This is a genomic window from Flavitalea sp. (assembly GCF_035489435.1).
In the GTDB taxonomy this organism is placed as follows: Bacteria; Bacteroidota; Bacteroidia; order Chitinophagales; family Chitinophagaceae; genus DATHKG01.
Map to the genome: position 1 here is coordinate 1 of NZ_DATHKG010000022.1, position 18,215 is coordinate 18,215.

Annotated in this window: 12 protein-coding genes; 6 read left to right on the forward strand and 6 right to left on the reverse strand. The window is 40.6% G+C overall.

The annotated features are described in order from the left end of the window. The coding region (locus VK664_RS03605) for a hypothetical protein (protein WP_461397241.1) at window positions 1–184 on the forward strand (184 nt) is incomplete at its 5' end. 153 nt (window positions 185–337) lie between these two features. On the opposite strand, the gene VK664_RS03610 is transcribed toward VK664_RS03605, so the two are convergent. Then, a complete protein-coding gene (locus VK664_RS03610) occupies window positions 338–847 on the reverse strand; it encodes a low affinity iron permease family protein (RefSeq protein WP_461397242.1) in 510 nt (169 codons plus the stop codon). Window positions 848–1,023: 176 nt separating this feature from the next. Beyond that, window positions 1,024–1,182 carry an ATP-binding protein gene (locus VK664_RS03615; RefSeq protein WP_461397243.1) on the reverse strand — a complete coding sequence of 53 codons (159 nt, stop codon included), beginning with the start codon at window positions 1,180–1,182 and terminating at the stop codon, window positions 1,024–1,026. A gap of 101 nt (window positions 1,183–1,283) precedes the next feature. Between VK664_RS03615 and VK664_RS03620 the strand changes: the two genes are divergently transcribed. Both VK664_RS03620 and VK664_RS03625 read left to right on the forward strand, forming a co-directional pair. Then, a complete protein-coding gene (locus tag VK664_RS03620) occupies window positions 1,284–3,680 on the forward strand; it encodes an ABC transporter permease (RefSeq protein WP_461397244.1) in 2,397 nt (798 codons plus the stop codon). Window positions 3,681–3,830: 150 nt separating this feature from the next. After that, on the forward strand, window positions 3,831–5,480 hold the full coding sequence (locus tag VK664_RS03625) for a hypothetical protein (protein ID WP_461397245.1): 1,650 nt from the start codon (window positions 3,831–3,833) through the stop codon (window positions 5,478–5,480). Between the two features lie 31 nt (window positions 5,481–5,511). On the opposite strand, the gene VK664_RS03630 is transcribed toward VK664_RS03625, so the two are convergent. Beyond that, the gene (locus tag VK664_RS03630) at window positions 5,512–7,881 is read right to left on the reverse strand and encodes an FtsX-like permease family protein (protein WP_461397246.1); all 2,370 of its coding nucleotides are present in this window, start codon (window positions 7,879–7,881) and stop codon (window positions 5,512–5,514) included. 389 nt (window positions 7,882–8,270) lie between these two features. Here VK664_RS03630 and VK664_RS03635 point away from each other — a divergent pair, with 389 nt between their 5' ends. Continuing rightward, entirely contained in the window at window positions 8,271–9,116 is an 846-nt protein-coding gene (locus VK664_RS03635) for an OmpA family protein (RefSeq protein WP_461397247.1), read from the forward strand. Window positions 9,117–9,159: 43 nt separating this feature from the next. On the opposite strand, the gene VK664_RS03640 is transcribed toward VK664_RS03635, so the two are convergent. From VK664_RS03640 to VK664_RS03650, 3 genes are all read right to left on the reverse strand, one after another. After that, a complete protein-coding gene (locus tag VK664_RS03640) occupies window positions 9,160–9,912 on the reverse strand; it encodes an SDR family oxidoreductase (protein WP_461397248.1) in 753 nt (250 codons plus the stop codon). 79 nt (window positions 9,913–9,991) lie between these two features. Then, entirely contained in the window at window positions 9,992–10,729 is a 738-nt protein-coding gene (locus VK664_RS03645; RefSeq protein WP_461397249.1) for an SDR family oxidoreductase, read from the reverse strand. 113 nt (window positions 10,730–10,842) lie between these two features. Next, window positions 10,843–11,769: a helix-turn-helix domain-containing protein gene (locus tag VK664_RS03650; RefSeq protein ID WP_461397250.1), complete on the reverse strand. Its 927-nt coding sequence runs from the start codon at window positions 11,767–11,769 to the stop codon at window positions 10,843–10,845. A gap of 706 nt (window positions 11,770–12,475) precedes the next feature. Here VK664_RS03650 and VK664_RS03655 point away from each other — a divergent pair. Next, complete coding sequence (locus tag VK664_RS03655; RefSeq protein ID WP_461397251.1) at window positions 12,476–16,894, forward strand: CusA/CzcA family heavy metal efflux RND transporter; 4,419 nt, start codon at window positions 12,476–12,478, stop codon at window positions 16,892–16,894. Next, the gene (locus VK664_RS03660; protein ID WP_461397252.1) at window positions 16,869–18,134 is read left to right on the forward strand and encodes an efflux RND transporter periplasmic adaptor subunit; all 1,266 of its coding nucleotides are present in this window, start codon (window positions 16,869–16,871) and stop codon (window positions 18,132–18,134) included. Before VK664_RS03655 ends, VK664_RS03660 begins: the two co-directional genes overlap by 26 nt. Window positions 18,135–18,215 lie beyond the last annotated feature (81 nt).

Genomic DNA, 18,215 nt, shown 5'->3' on the forward strand with positions numbered 1-18,215 from the left:
GGGTAAATTCACATTACTGGCTATTTCCCAGAGCTCCTTTACGATTCCTGGGCCTGGTGCAAACATAAAGTTCAAAGATGGCGAAGGGGAAGTCAATGAGTTGGACTTCCAGATAAATGAAAGACAAATGCATGGTGAACGGATAAAAAATATACCCCTTACAAAAGAAAACACAATCGACTAAACTGGTAATTTCAAAAGCGATGAATTAGGAGTGACCTTTGCACTGGCTTTTAAAGATGGCAAGTTAATGGCATCTAACAATCGGACAAACGACATCGAATTAACACTTATTGAGCCGGATGTCTTCTCGGGGGATATATGGTTTATGGGTCGTTTACTGTGAATCTTTTTTCTTCTTCGAATCGATAGTACCCAGGATTATGTCTTTGCGATCTTTTTTAATTTCATGCATTTCCTGCGCTTCATCTATAGAGTGTGATTGTTGCAAATTCTCCTCCTTTTTGGTGATTTCACCCAGGTGCACGTAATATTTCTGAATGATTTTCAGATCATCCTCCGGGATATTTTCAATGTTAACCAACCGGTTGCTGGCAAGTTCGTGAGCAGCTACAAGTTCATTTAGTTTTAGCTGAATGGCGAGGGAATCTTTGTTTTGTGCTTTTTGAATAATAAATACCATAAGGAAAGTAATAATGGTAGTACCAGTATTAATGACCAATTGCCATGTTTCGGAAAAATGAAAAAACGGGCCGCTGACGCCCCAGCAAATGACAACAAAAAGTGCTAAAAAGAATGCTGCAGTGCTGCCCGTTAACCGGGTTACGTGACTTGCAAATTGATCAAAAAAATGATGATCGTTTCGATTAGATGAAAGCTTTTTCATACAATGACATTAAGTTGATTTGAGCCGAAGTGTCCACAAGAGGATAGTGATATAGTTCTTAAATTATTATTTTACGACTTGCCTCTCGTGCCTTTCCTTAAAAGTGAAAATCTACAACCACTGGATTTTTCGGCATCTCGAAGGCAGTTTTTGTTCTTTATCCATCTTTAGTAAAACTATGTTTTTAACTTTATATCACTGTAATTAATCGGTAATGTGAAAGAAAAATCAGATCCTATTTCAAGTTTGCTTTGTACCCTGATTGTACCACCACATCGCCTTATAATTTGAGCAGATATGGATAGGCCAAGTCCCATGCGCGGGAAAGAGTCCATGTTTTGTTGTAACTCTAAAAAAATGGATTTTGTGAATATGTCAATTATCGGTTGGTTTGTGGGTAGTAACCATCAGCAATTTTCGCCTACAACTTTGAGATATGTTTAAAAATTACTTTACTGTTGCTGTGAGATATCTTATGCGGCATAAATTGATTTCTTTCATCAATGTTTTTGGATTAAGTATTGGTATTACATTTTGCCTGATCATTGGAATATATATATCTACAAAAAAAGCTGTCAATTCACAAATCCGGAATATTGACCGGCAATATGTGTTAAAAAGTAATTGGAAGGATGACAATACTGCACCTGCAACCACAACGGTAGGTCCGCTGGCAAAAAAACTAAAAGAATTATATCCAACTCTTATTGAGAACTATTACCGGTTTGATCCAATCAACGCTATTGTGTCATCCGGAGCCAGGCAATTCAGGGAAGATATTGCAATAGCTGATACCACGCTGGTATCTATTTATGGATTTCAACTTGTTGCCGGCAACAAGGCGGCTTTATTCAGAGATAACAGGTCGGCAGTGGTCACTGAATCCTTTGCAAAAAAGTTATTTGGGAGATCCGATGTGCTGGATAAAATACTGACTATTCATACGCAGAAAGGAACAAAAGAAGATTTTGCTATTACGGCTGTTTTGCAGGATATGCCGTTTAATTCTGTCATGAACTATAACCAGGGTCATCAATACGAGGTATTTGTTCCCATGGAGAGCGATACGCTATTCCGGTTACAGCACTATGGAGACAACTGGAGTATAGTCTTCGTTACAGGCATGGTTGAATTGAAACCTGGTGTTGATCCTGCTTATGTAACAGCACTTTTGCCTCAGGTACTGAAATCAAATGCCGCTCCCTGGATTAGCTCCGGCTTAAGCGCAGAATTAAGTGCAATGAAAGATTACCACCTGGAAGAGAATAATGGCACCGTTAGAAAGATGATGGATGCACTTACACTTGTGGGGTTATTGATATTATTAATGGCTGTGATTAATTTTATCAATATTAGTATAGGCGTTTCTGCCTGGAGAATAAAAGAGATTGGTTTAAGGAAAGTATTTGGCGGTAATAGAAGGCAGCTTGCCATCCAGCACGTATTCGAGGCGCTGGTTCTTAGCTTTCTTGCTGCTACCCTGGCTGTTTTATTTTATGAAGTGGCACGTCCGGCTTTTAATAAATTGTTGGTGACAACACTCACTCCACTGTATGATTTTAATACTACCACCATATTTACAGGATTGCTGTTTGTTGCCCTGATAGGAATTATTGCAGGCATTTATCCTTCCTTTGTTCTGAGTGCTGTTAATGTGACAACAGCAGTTAAAGGTAAAGCTGGTTCAGTGCAAGGAGGGATTACGATGAGAAAAGGACTTCTGATCATGCAGTTTTCTCTGGCAGTAGCCGTTTTCATTAGCAGCCTTGTTGTGTCAGGACAGGTTTCATATTTATTCACCATGGATCTGGGATATAAGAAGGATCAGGTATTGATTATCTCATCTGTCCCACATAAATGGGATTCGGCAGGTATAATGCAAATGGAATCTATCCGGGATCAACTTGCTACCGTGAATGGCACTACGGCGGTTTCATTGTCGTCTAATATTCCTGATGGCAGGCCGGATGGATCCGGAGGACTCTCACCAGGTGGAAAAGGCGGTAAAAAACTAATCTGCCCGATAATCATCGCAGACCGCAATTTTGCAAAAGTGTATGGAATTCCAATGAAAGAGGGTGTATTCTTTAGCCAGGAAAGCTACATGCCGGGGCAAATTGTTTTAAATGAATCTGCTTTGAAAGCACTTGGTTGGGAAACTGGTACGGGCAAACGTGCCGGCAGGCTGATTGGCAAAGAATTGACCGTAGCCGGTGTTGTCAGGGACTTTCATATTGCGTCATTGCACGAAAACATTGAGCCTCTTGCCATCATGAATATAAGGGACATGCAGGCTTATGATTATCTTTCCCTGAAGCTTGCAACGACAGATATCCACAAGACGGTCTCCAGGGTTGAAGCCAAATGGAAGGAACTGTTTCCCGGCACTCCGTTCGAGTATTTTTTTATGGATGAAAAATTCCAGGCAATATATAAAGCCGATCTCCAGCTAAAAACAGCTTCTTCAATAGCCACGGCCCTTACTCTTATTATCGTATTACTTGGCATTGTTGGTGTAATCACATTTACTCTTACGAAACGGACAAGGGAGATTGCAACACGTAAGGTACTGGGCGCTTCCGCCGGAAGAATCATTGGACTTTTTCTTAAGGAATATGCGGTTTTGATTTTTGTTTCCAATCTGATCGCCTGGCCTCTGGCATATTTCGCAACCACGAGATGGCTGGAAAACTATGCTTACAGGATACAACTTACCATTGTGCCATTCCTGACTGTCGCGATTTTTATTTTTTTAACCATTGCAGCTGCGATAACAATAATATGTTTTAAAACAGCCTCTTCAAGACCTGCGCAAAGTTTAAGGAGTGAATAACCCCCCCCCGAGTTACATAATCCAGGTTGCTGAGAGTCTAGACAGCTTTATCGAAAATCTTGAACAAAGGTGAGGAGAGGGGAGGAAGCAGGTATAAACATACCAAACAAGCGATTTTCCTTAAATTGATTGCCATTAAAATAAGCCCAGATGAAATATGTGCTATTGTCTTTCTTACTGTTAACCTGCGTGATGATTGTATGGGGGCAGACCAAAGGTCCCGTTGAAAATGTTTTGATAAGCTCCGAAAAGAAGAAAACCGGCGTTAGCGCCAGTGAAAAGGGGCAATTAAAGGTAAATATATCTCCAACGGATCTGCATAAACTTAAAGACAGGGGATGGGTTCGTTATAGCGACTTCGGGGCCAGGGGAGATGGAAAAACCGATGATATAGACGCCATCGCTGCGGCTCATGCAGTCGCCAATCAGTACGGGCTTTCAGTGAAAGCCGACGAAGGCGCCAGTTACTATATCGGGGGAAAGGAGCGCACAGCCATCATCCGTACCGACACCGATTTCGGCAAGGCCGCTTTCATCATTGACGATACCGAAGTGCAAAATCGAAATGCATCTGTGTTCACGGTTAGTTCCGGACTGCAACCAATTAAACTTGAAACGATTTCTTCATTAAAGAGGAACCAGCAGAAAATCGACCAGTCTCTGCCCGGTGCCTGCCTGATCACCGTCACCAATGCTAATGTTAAACGTTATATACGTTTTGGGCTCAACCAAAACAACGGATCTCCGCAGACAGATATTTTTGTAGCTGATAAATACGGCAATTTGGATATGAACGCCCCGATTATCTGGGACTTCGATCAGGTCACGGATATCACTGCTATTCCCATCGATGAAAAAAAGCTGACTATTACCGGGGGGCGTTTTACAACCCTTGCCAACAAAGCTGAATCAAAGTATACTTATTATAACCGGAATATTTCTATCAGGCGTTCCCATGTTATTGTGCAGGGGCTTGAACATCGCGTTATTGGTGAAGGAGAGCATGGAGCGCCCTATGGCGGCTTCATCAATATTGGCGATTGCGCTTATGTAACTGTTAAGAATACCGTCCTCACCGGGCACAAAACATATGTTACTATTGGCGCAGCAGGGAAGCCTGTTTCAATGGGCACTTACGATATTTCGGTCAACCGTGCCCTGAATATATCATTCGTGAACTGCAGCCAGACAAATGATATCAACGACAAAACATACTGGGGAATCCTGGGGTCTAACTACTGCAAAAATCTGCTTTATGATTCATGCACGTTTTCCCGTTTCGATGCCCATATGGGTGTTGCCAATGCCACCATCCGCAACTCCACCCTGGGGCACATGGGTATTAATGCCATTGGCAGCGGCGTGCTGACCGTGGAGAATTCGACCATCAACGGCAACAACCTGATCAATTTGCGCAGCGATTATGGCAGTACCTGGCAGGGAGATGTCTTTATCCGTAACTGCGTTTTCGTGCCCGCCGGCGGCAAGCCCATAAGTGCCAGCCTGATCGGTGGTGCTAATTCCGGCCAGCATGATTTCGGCTACATTTGTTATATGCCTGAACGGATCACTATCGAAAACCTTCGTATCAACGATTCCAATCATCCGGAGTCTTACCAGGGTCCCGCCATTTTTTCAAATTTCAATCCAGCAATGACCGATGCTTCCTACAAGGAAACCTTTCCCTTTATTAGAACCAGGGAAGTCATTCTACGGAATATAACCATTGCAAGCGGAAAGAAACTGAGCCTGAGCAGCAATCCCTTTCTGTTTAAGGACGTAAAGGTAGTTACCGATTAACGCTGCCCGCGCAGGAAACCCATCAATATATTTATTCGGTTCTTAAACTTTTGACAGGATTGATCAGTGCTGCTAATATTGCCTGGTAACTGATAGTGGCTAACGCAATCAATATCGCAAGAACGCCTGCCAGTACAAAAATACCCCACGATAAGTTAACCCGATATTCATAGTCCTGCAACCAATTATTCACGATAAACCATGCAATTGGAGATGCGATCGTTATAGCAAAAAATACAAGAATCAAAAATTCTTTTGAAAGTAACCCAAATAGTGACCCTGCACTTGCACCAAGTACCTTTCTTATACCAAATTCTCGTGTGCGCTGTTGCGCGGTGAATAATACCAGTCCAAAAAGTCCAAGACCAGAAATAAAAATAGCAAGAAAGGCAAAGTAATTTGAAAGTTGTTGAACTATTAGTTCGCTACTATAAAGCTTTTGGTATTCTTCGTCTGAAAATTTATAGGTGAAAGGAAATTTGGGATTAAGGTCATGCAACAAGGTTTTAAGGCTTGCCAAAGCTTCTTTTGTTTTACCGGGCTCAGTCCTTACCAGTACTGTGCCGGAGTTGTCGTTTTCACCTATGCGAAGTATTAAGGGGTTAATGCTTGTATGCAGTGAATTAAAATGGAAATCTTTAACAACACCAATGATAACTCCTTTCTGTTGCCACAATGTTAATGGTTTTCCCAAAGGGTCCTTATACCCAATAATTTTGAGGGCGGTTTCATTAATAACATATCCAACGGAATCCGTCGGAAAGTATTTAGAGAAGTCGCGTCCTTTTGCCATTTCAGTATGCATCGTCTTTGTGAAATCATAGCCGACGGCCACATGAGTAAAATCGATGTTCGAAGTTGGATTTTTCCCTTCCCAATCAATTCCGGTAGTCCCATTGTTAATGCGGGTTGGGTTTTGGCTCATGCGTGTTATTTCTTTTATACCAGGCATATTCAAAGCCTGATTTTTGAACAGAGCGTACCTGGAAGCAAGATCTCCCTCCAGTGGAATATACAGAAGGTTTTCGCGGTTGTATCCGAGGTTTATGGATTGCGTATAGTCTACTTGTTTATCTATTACAATTGTTCCAATGATCAGGATGATTGAAAGTACAAACTGAAACATAACAAGCCCTTTGCGAAACCACAAAGCGCCTCGGGTAAATTTTAATGATCCTTTCAGGACACGCACAGGATTAAATCCTGACATGTACAATGCGGGATAGCTTCCGGAAACAAAACCGGTAACCATTATCAGGCCTCCAATGCTCAACCAGAAATAGGGCAGCTTCAAAGGAATTTCAATTTGTTTTTGTGTAAGCTGATTGAACTGCGGTAATACCAGTGTAATTATTGCTAAAGATAAAACTACAGCAAGCGTTACTACAAATAAAGCTTCTCCGATGAATTGTTTAATAAGAGATGAGCGTAACGCGCCAACCACTTTTCTTAAACCAATTTCTTTTGCCCGCTTTAACGAACGGGCAGTGGTGAGATTCATAAAGTTTATGCATGCAATAAACAAAATAAAAACCGCGACAACGCTGAATATTTGTACGTATTGAATTCTGCCGCCTGATAATTTACCATTCTTAAAACCTGAATACAGATAACTATCTTCATACCGTTGTATTCCGAGCCTGATATAATTGGTTTTCGTCTGATCCTTATTGTATTTATCGAGAAAGCGTTCGATCTTAGTTTCAAAAGATTTCGGATCTGTTCCCTGTCGCAGCATGATACATGTAAGTGGTCCGTTGTTTGTCCAATTTTTAGCCCAATCATTATATTCTAAAAATGTCTGCCAGTTAATCAAATAGTCAAATTTTACAGAACTGTTCACCGGGACATTATCAAACACAGCAGTCACCTGTAAATCTTTTTTATTTTCATAGCGTATTGTCTTCCCGATAGCTTCTTTGGCAGAGCCAAAAAAATTTTCTGCCATTTTTCTTGAGATAGAAATATCTAATGGCGACTGCAATGCTGTTGTTGCCTTGCCTTCAATCAAATGATAAGAAAACATTTTGAAAAAATCCGGCCCTGCGAAATTTCCGTTTTCTTTAAGAATTTTATTATTGGCTTCAAATGTGCTTAGTGTATTCCACGCATAATTGGTTGCATACTGCACTTCCGGCAATATTCTTTTCATTTCACTTGCCATCAGGCCTTGTGTTGCAAAGCCTGCTTCTATCACGCCATCATTATGCCGGCGTTCAAACACACTGTATAACTGTAAACTGTTTCTGTGGAAAGAATCTTTCTCAGATTCATCATGTACCCATAAAATAATTAGCAGTCCGCAGGCTAGTCCCAATCCAAGACCAAGAATGTTAATCAGAGAAGACGTTTTGTAGTTCCAAAGATTTCTGAAAGCAGTTTTAAAATAATTTTTGAACATAAGCAATCGATTTTGTGGTCATAAAATCCACCGTTACTTAACAAACGTCACTAAATAAATGCCATTTCATTATCCCGCTGGGAGCCAATGCTTTGGCTATTTTTAACAGCAAGAAGTGTGCGATTTCGTTACAACCTATTGTTCATTTATATGATTTGAATTGGGGCCAGGGATTGGGTATTGTAATGCAAATTGTAAAAACCATTAAGTAAATTGTTTGACAGAATGAAAAGGAGGTTGAGAGGCCCGAAAAATCAGATAGTGGCTCATTGTCTATCCCCGTGTCCAGGTCAAAATTGCAGGAAATAAGACGGAAGTTGATCTAGCAATTTTGAGTGGTTTATTGATTCGAATATAATTTGATATTTTTAGCAAAGGAAATTCATAAAATGAAATTATCAAGATTGTTTCGATTCAAATGCTATTTAATTTTCTTTTTTTCATCATTAAGTTCAGGCATCTATTGTCAACAGGCGAAAGACACATCGCTGCTCTTATACTATAGAACCGGGTCATTTGATCTGGACTCCGCACAAATAAAATCCATTCTTCATTTTGTTTCATCTGTAAAAAGTATCAGGGAAATTGTTGGATACACTGATACAATCGGATCCTTCTCAAATAACCGAAATTTATCACGGTTACGAGCTTCACGGGTTTATCAATTGGTTTCGTCCCGCGCAACAGTTGATACTACTTATCGATACCTGGGCGAAGAATTTTCGCAGGAATCCGATTTGAGCTTAAACCGAAAAGTGGAAATCGTTGGCTACATACTGCCAATGAACAAGGAAGAAAGTATAAGAATCCGTCTGGAAAAAGATGATCCATTTGGGAAAAGTACAAGGACTCGCGTCGAAAAAATTGATTCATTTGAAATCAGGAATATCAATTTCATGCCCGACAGGCCAATAATTACTCCGGAATCAATCAACTCCATTCCTCAACTCATCCAGAAAATCAATAGTTACAAAGATGCGCACTTCGATATCATTGGGCATGTTAACTATCAAAGTAAAAGAGACTATGGGTTCTTACAAGAATTATATAAGCTTTCGGAAGCCAGAGCCAAAGTAATTTATGATATATTGGCTGAAAATGGCATTTCGGATAGCTTCTTGAAATTTCGGGGAGTAGGCAACTCACAGCCATTAATAAGAGCGCCGAAAAATGACCAGGAAAAAATGAAAAATATGCGTGTCCAAATTATCGTTTATAAAATTGTAAGCGAATAATGAAACATGCGTTTATCCTTGTGGGTGAGTCTGGAGTATGGATTTACTGAGTTGCGCCTCCGTTTACCAATAAGTGCTGTCCGTTTACAAAAGAGGACAGATCGCTCGCAAAGAACTCTGCGATGTTGGCTACATCTTCCACTTCAGCTAACCTACCCATCGGACAACTATCGATCAGAGATTTTCGTAGTTCGGGATAACTTCCTGCTTCAGCAAAGATACCGGAATGATCTACTGCAAAGGGGATGATCGTATTAACGGTTACACCACGGTGTCCGATTTCTTTTGAAAGCACATCTACCAGGTAACGTGGTGTTGTTTTACTGCCACCATAAACGGCCATTCCCTGCACTGGGTACGCAGTAGTACTGGAAGCAATATAGATTATTCGCCCATTGTCCTGTACCCGTTTTGCTGCCTGTTGCATAGTGAAGTAAGCACCCTTTGTATTGATAGAGAATAAACGGTCGAACTGTTCCTCGGTAAATTCGGTTACGGGCGTTTCCACCATCTCAATACCGGCATTTGCTACCACTATGTCTATTTTGCTGAAAGCAAGTTCCGCCTGGTTAAATAGTTTTTCTATTTCAGAAACCTTGCTTACGTCTGCCTGCACCGCAATCACTTTAGCACCCATTGCCTTAATGTTGGATACCACTTCATCGGCCGAAGCTTTGTCCCTGGAATAGTTTATGATAATGTTTGCTCCGAGAGCAGCATATCTTTCTGCAATGGCTTTTCCCAACCCTCTTGCTGAGCCTGTGATCAAAGCTGTTTTGTTTTGTAATGTGTTCATGATTAAATTTTATTGTACCAATAACTCCAGAATAGGAGCATGGCTGTTAAAAATGTTTTTATGTTAATTTAATCAGAGGTTAAGCCATACCACCGTTAACACCAATGTTCTGTGCATTGATCCATTTAGCAGCATCGCTGGCAAGAAATACGATTACTTCAGCAATATCATCAGGTTCACCAATTCTTCCGAATGGGTTCATGGATGCAAGACGGTCAATTACTTCCTGTGGTTTGCCTTTCATGAAGAGTTCTGTATTGGTTGGTCCCGGCGAAACGGAGTTTACATTAATTCCTCTTCCTATCTCTTTGGAGAATACACGGGTCAGTTGCTCTACGGCTGACTTTGTCGCAACGTAAGTGCCATAAGAAGGCAGCATCAACCTGTTTACTGAGGTTGATAAGTTAATGATACTCCCATTGTCTGCAAGCCTGCCAGTAGATTCACGAAGGGTATTGAATACACCCCTTACATTAATGTCGAACTGGCGGGTGAAATCATCATCGGTAGTATCTTTGATTAATTTCGTAATCATAACACCCGCATTGTTTACCAGTACATCTATTTTGCCATATTGTGCAATAGCCTGATCAAACAGGGCTTTTACCTGCACGGGTTTGCTGACATCGGCCTGTATGGAAATGGCTTCACCACCATTTTCGACAATCGTGTTTACCACAATTTCAGCTTCAGTCTTACTACCTGCATAGTTAACGATCAATTTAGCTCCATTCTGGGCTAAACGTTTAGCCATAGCTGCACCTATCCCTTTGGATGCTCCTGTAACAAGGATTACTTTTTCTGATAAATTTTTCATGTTGTCTATCATTTAAATTTGATAGATCAAATGTACAATCGGGAATTGCGTTACCCGTTGCGCGATTTACAGCATTCGTTGCAAAATTCACAGAACGGTTCAAAAAAAACTATTTAATGAGGAAGTTGCTCTTTTCTATATTGGACAGGAGATGTGCCGGTATTTTTCTTAAAGTAGTTGCTAAAATGAGCTGTTTCGGAAAAACCAAGTTTATAAGTGATTTCTTTAATGGAGATTCCGGTATTCTGCAACAATGATTTTGCTTCGGCAATTGTTTTGTCAGTTATCCATGTTGCAATAGGCTTGCCGGTTTTACTTTTGATCACGTTACTCAGATAGTTGGCGTTAAGGTGTTGGGCTTCGGCATAGTCCTGTACCCTGAAAATCGTTTCTACTTTACCGGAACTGAAATCCCGGTAATGTTTTTCTAATATCTGTTTGAACATCTTTACGATCTGGGAGCTTCTATTGCCTTCATAAATAGGATCGTAGTCTTTCCAGAAATATTCTTTTATACGATAAAGCAGGATAGCCAGCAGATGGCTAATTATTTTGTGCCGGTCGATTGATCGTTTTAAAAATTCGTGGTGGATATCCTGAAACAATTTATCTGCCATTGTATAAAAAGCACCATTTACCACTTTGGGGCTGATCGTTTCTGTTAAAAGAAATGGGAATTCTTCAAAAACATCTTTGCCGACATATTTCTTTAGGAAAGCTTCATCGAATGTAATGAGATAAATGTCCTCAATTTTTTTCCAGCTAAATGTCCTGTAGTTACTTGGATTGGTAAAATATATGGACCGCGGTGATACTTCAAAACTTAAATCATCAATGGTATAATTTCCACTGCCATCCCTTACAAATAGAAATGAGAAATAGTCCGGACGAAAAGATGGAGATTCATAGGGCAATTCAAAGCCTGTATCTTTCAGATTGTGAACGGTAAAGCCTTCCAGTGTCTGGATCAAATCCACAGGCAACCCTAAATACTTATAGAGCTCATATAGTGATCTGGCCTCATGATTGCTTTCCTGCACGGTTTCTATTTTTAACTATGCTAAAAATACGCAATTTGAAAAACTTAAGGATGTCTTACTTTCTTTATATGATTACAGATTATGGAACCTATTTGCAACCATGCTGTTTTTATATATTCCCCGATATTACCGGATTATGTAAAATTGTATGCTATTTTTACACCACGAAAAAATTTATCACCATATCGCTATTGGCACTTTACCTGTTTTGCGCGACAGAAGCATGCCAGCTGCTAAAATTGCCTGTTCTTATCAGCCATTTTCTGGAGCATCAAAAAATTAACAAATCGATCTCATTCGTTGAATACCTTGATCTCCATTATGATAATAACCCCGACACTCAGGAGCATCAGGAAGGCCTTCCTTTTAAATCTGTTGATATTTGTTGTATAGCAGGCCACAGCACTTTGCCATTCATTGAATTGGAAATTGACCTGCCCTGTTATAATTATTTAGTCAAAGAATTCCCCCAATACAGACATCTTGGTTATCAACTTCTTAAAAGCCAGGACATATTTCAACCTCCGCGAACAGCCTGAGTTATACTGAACAAATTATTTTCATGAACCTGTTGAATAATTCAACCGGGTAATCTCTGCAATCATTTTCGCGGAGGATAATTCCTTATGGAATATTCTTCCAGACGATAATCATCATCATCGGTGTAATCATCAGTGATGCCGGTGATATTTCTAAATATTCATGCATGCTTAATAAAATAATTTCTTTTTCAATAAGGAACAAACTGGTTATTGCTATTCTCACACTCGTGCTGATTATATGGGGTATTTATTCATTGAACCGGCTGCCTATTGATGCTGTACCAGATATCACCAATAACCAGGTGCAGGTAATAACAGTTGCGTCTTCGCAGTCTGCTCTCGATATCGAAAGACTGGTCACCTTCCCGGTGGAACAGACTATGGCCACAATACCGGGTATCGAAGAGATCCGGAGTTTTTCCAGGTTTGGACTAAGTGTCGTCACAATTGTTTTTAAAGATAATGTTGATGTTTATTGGGCAAGACAACAGGTAAATGAACGGCTTACAGAAGCCGTTAGCCACATACCTTCCGGGGTCGGAGTTCCATCCCTGGCACCTGTGACAACTGGCCTCGGGGAAATCTATCAATACATTTTAAGACCCAAAAAAGGGTTTGAAAAGAAATATACAGCAACAGATCTGCGTACCATGCAGGACTGGATCGTAAGAAGACAATTGCTTGGAGTACCGGGGGTAGCAGATGTTGCCAGCTTTGGAGGATTTCTGAAACAATACGAGATCTCAATTGATCCTGATCGTCTCCGCAGTTATAATTTAAGCATCCCGGATCTGTTTTCTGCACTACAAAAAAACAACCAGAACACGGGTGGTGCATATATCGACAAAAAACCCAATGCCTGGTTTATCAGGAGTGAAGGCCTGATAGGTTCGCTATCTGATATCGAAAACATCGTTATCGAAAACACCGATGCCGGAATACCTGTGTTGATCCGGAATGTGGCCACAGTAGGGTTTGGTTCTGCAACGAGGTATGGAGCAATGACCTACAATGACCAGGGCGAAGTGACAGGAGCAATAACATTGATGCTGAAAGGTGAAAATTCAAGCGCAGTAGTAAACCGGGTGAAGGAACGGATGATCCAGATACAAAAATCCCTGCCCGAAGGAGTTGAGATTGATGCGTTTCTTGATCGAAGTGAATTGGTTGACCGTGCAATTGGTACAGTTAAAACAAACCTGATCGAAGGAGCATTGATTGTGATTTTTGTCCTTGTACTTTTTCTCGGCAATCTCAGGGCCGGTCTCATAGTGGCTACAGTTATTCCGTTGTCGATGTTATTTGCCGTTTCACTCATGCATGTTTTTGGTGTTAGCGGAAATCTCATGAGCCTGGGTGCTATTGACTTTGGACTCATTATAGATGGAGCGGTCATTATCGTTGAAGCAACAATGCATCATCTTGGAATACGCAAAACAGACAAGATACTTACACAGGCAGAGATGGATATAGAAGTGTTTGAATCTGCCTCCAAAATACGGAACTCGGCTGCCTTTGGTGAAATCATCATTCTCATTGTATACCTGCCAATTTTATCTCTGGTTGGAGTAGATGGAAAAATGTTTAAACCCATGGCACAAACGGTGGTGTTTGCAATTGCCGGTGCCTTCATTTTGTCACTTACTTATGTACCGATGATCAGTGCTGTATTCCTGGGTAAAAAGCCAACTCGTAAAAGAAATTTCAGTGACAGGATGATGGTTTTTTTTCACCGGCTTTATACGCCGGTAATTACCAGGGCAATCAGGGCCAGGTTGTTTATCGTGATGGGTGCGGTTTCATTATTCGCAATCAGCGTGTTTTTGTTTATCCGTATGGGAGGTGAATTTTTGCCAACACTGGAGGAAGGTGACTTCGCTGTTGAAACGAGGGTACTCACGGGAAGCAGTATGTCTCAAACAGTGGATGCAGTACAAAAAGCAGCTGCCATCTTATTGCGTGAATTCCCCGATGAAGTAGTAGAAGTTGTAGGAAAAATAGGTTCATCAGAAATACCCACCGATCCGATGCCCATTGAAGCAGCTGATATGATGGTGATCCTGAAACCTAAAAAAGATTGGAAGCTCGCCGGTGAAAGGGATAAACTGGCGGAACTGATGAGTGCAAAACTGGAGGCCGTTCCCGGGGTTACATTCGGATTTCAGCAACCAATACAAATGCGATTTAATGAACTGATGACCGGTGTGCGCCAGGATGTAGCAGTGAAAATTTTTGGAGAGGACCTGGAAACGCTATCCCAGCTTTCTGCACAGGTAGCCAAAATCGCCGGATCAATCAAAGGTGTGGTGGATATATATAAAGAAGAAATAACCGGGTTGCCACAGATAGTTATAGCCGTCAACAGGGAATCTATCGCAAAATATGGTTTAAGTGTTGAAACCATTAATCAAACAATTAACACTGCCTTTGCTGGTCAGTCTGCCGGTTTGGTTTTCGAGGGAGAAAAACGTTTTGACCTGGTGATTCGTCTCAACCAAAAAAGCAGGGAGCAGTTGGATGACGTGCGAAATTTATTTATAACTACACCTGGTGGTAACCAGGTCCCATTGCAACAATTGGCAGATATCGAATTTAAAGTTGGCCCGAATCAAATCCAAAGAGAGGATGCTAAAAGAAGGGTTTTTGTAGGATTCAATGTCAGGGGCCGGGACGTGGCTGGAATAGTTAAAGAGTTAAAACAAAAAATGGCATCGGGCATCAAAATGCCAACAGGATATTATGCAGTCTACGGTGGACAATTTGAAAATTTACAAAAGGCCAATGCCCGCCTGGGCATTGCAATTCCAGCCGCTTTATTCCTGATTTTTATTTTGTTGTTCTTCACCTTTAATTCATTCAAACATGCCTTACTGATTTTTACCGCTATACCCATGGCTGCCATTGGAGGTGTCTTTGCACTATTGCTGAGAGACATGCCTTTCAGCATTTCTGCAGGTGTAGGCTTCATCGCGTTGTTTGGGGTTGCTGTCCTTAATGGAATCGTGCTGATCGCCGAATTTAGCCGTCTTAAAAATGAAGGTATGACAGACTATAATAAAATTATACTGGAAGGAACCAATATAAGACTCAGGCCGGTGCTGATGACCGCAGCTGTTGCTTCGCTTGGATTTTTGCCGATGGCATTGGCAACCAGCGCCGGAGCAGAGGTACAAAAGCCACTGGCTACGGTAGTAATTGGCGGACTGTTAACCTCAACCATACTTACTTTAATAGTGCTACCATGTCTTTACATCTATTTTGAAAGAATAAAACCTAAGAAATTGAATATAAATAAAGCCATACTGGTGCTTATCCTAATAGGAATTGCAGCAATTCCACAGGCCCAGGTTACAAGGTCATATAGTGAACAGGAAATTATATCGCAGGCTATTATAAATAATAAATCTATCCAGGCGGTTGATCTCGAAAGACAATATCAATCTGCTTTGAAGTTATCTGCAGGTAATTTTGGGAAAACGGAGTTTGATGTAATGGTTGGCCAGTACAATAGTTACAAATGGGAAGATAATAATATATCGGTAACTCAAAATATTCCGAATCCACGCAATTTTTCTGCGCAGCGTGCACTTAGTGATGCTATTATAAAATCGGTTGAAGTAAAAAAAGAACTAACGATAAATGAACTGACCTATAATGTGCAACGAACATTTTATCAACTACAATTCTTGCAGGCCAGGCAACTACTTTTGAAACAGCAGGACAGCATATTTACTGAATTCCTGAAATCTGCAGATCTGAGGTTTAAGACTGGCGAAACGAATCTTCTTGAGAAGACAACCGCGGAAACCCAGTTAAACGAAGTAAGGAATTTAATAAATCAAAATAACTCTGCGGTTCGCTCTATTTCGTTTTTGCTTCAACAACTAACCGGCAATGCCAATCTGCATACCGTTGAAGCTGATACTTTAAAAGAAAAGCACCTGGGATTATTGGAAGATTCAATAGCAGTTGCTCAAAATCCCCAGCTAAGATATCTTGAACAACAGATAAATGTAATGCAGGAGGAAAAGGAAGTTATCTCTGCGCAGCGTTTGCCTGATTTTAAAATCGGGTATTTTAACCAGACCCTGATTGGAAATCCCCTGGACGCTTCGGCTATGAAACCGGCGACTGCGGGCAACCGTTTTATGGGATTTAATGCCGGCATCGCTTTATCCATATTTAACAAGCCTGTAAAAGCCAGGATAAAAGCTGCCGGGATCAACAAACAAATAGCTGAAACGCAGTTATCATATAACCGCAATATTATTGAGAGTCAATGGAGGCAGGCGATAGAAGAATACCGGTCAAATAAAAGTACGCTGGAATATTATAAGACATCGGCATTAAAAAATGCAGACCTTTTATTGTACCAATCAAAACGAGGTTACCAGCAGGGTGAAACAGGTTATGCTGAATACCTGCTTGCAGTCCGGAGCGCCTTACAAATAAGAGAAAATTACCTCCACAACATAAACCAGTTAAATCAATCAGTGCTGCGCCTGGAGTATCTCAATGGAAATACGACAAAGACCGCAAATAGTTTAACACCTTCAAATGCCACTACGCCTTCAAAGAATTAATATGAAAGAAATGAACATACTGAAACAATCAACCATTGCCATTTTTCTCTGGTTCTCTGTGATAAGTTGCGGAGATGATGAATTGCCTCAAACTGCCGCGACGGCAGAAGTGGATAAACATGAAGAAACAAATCGAGTTGGACTCACCGAATCGCAATATGAAACCGCAGGCATTATTTCCGGAGAGGTCGAACGCAAACAGATCAGTGGGACTTTTAAAGTAAATGGGGTGCTAGATGTTCCTCCTCAACAACAGGTTAGTATATCTGTGCCCATGGGTGGATTTTTAAAGAAAACTGATATGCTGGAAGGAAAAAAGGTTCGGACAGGAGAGCTGCTGGCTGTCATTGAAAATCCTGAATATATTCAAATGCAACAGGATTACCTGGAAGCGAAGAGCCGGTTGGAATATGCCAATGCAGATTATGAAAGGCAGTTGGAACTTTCAAAAGAAAATATAAATGCACTCAAGACAGTACAACAGGCTAAATCAAATTTCCAGACCTTAACTGCCAAGGTTAATTCCCTGAAAGAAAAAATCAAAGTTTCGGGATTAAATCTTTCGGCGGTTGACAAGGGAAATATTCAATCTTCAATCAGTTTATATTCTCCAATTAATGGATATGTCACCGAGGTGAATGCCAATATTGGAAAGTTTGTAAATGCATCTGATGTGATCTTTGAAATTGTAGATACGGAGCACTTACACGCTGAGCTTACTATTTTTGAAAAAGATGTGCCAAAGTTGAAAATAGGGCAAAAGGTTCGTTTCACACTCGCAAATGAAACAAAGGAAAGAACCGCGCAGGTTTATCTTATTGGTCGTGAAATAAGCGAAGACCGCACAGTTCGCATCCATTGTCACATTGATGTTGAAGATCAGCATTTGCTACCTGGTATGTATTTGTCTGCCATTGTTGAATCGGGACAAGTCCTGGTGCCGGCGCTCCCTAATCAGGCAATTGTTGACTTCCAGGGACAGAAATTTGTTTTTATTCAATCAATAGAAGAAATAAAATCCATGGATACAACGATGGGTAAAAATGAGAAAGAGGAAGGCCATGAAAAGGAATTGTATCATTTTACAATGGTTCCGGTCCAGGCTGGGAATTCTGATGGAGGTTATACAGAAGTTAAGTTTGATAAAAACATTGACTATTCAACAAAAAAAATTGTTATCAAAGGAGCTTATGACTTGTTGAGTAAGTTGAAAAATAGTGAAACAGAGGATCATCATTAACCTGAATTATTTCATTTTTATATAAAGCAAATTTAGGTCACAGGAATGTTGCAATAATGATATTAAAGATACTAAGACCAA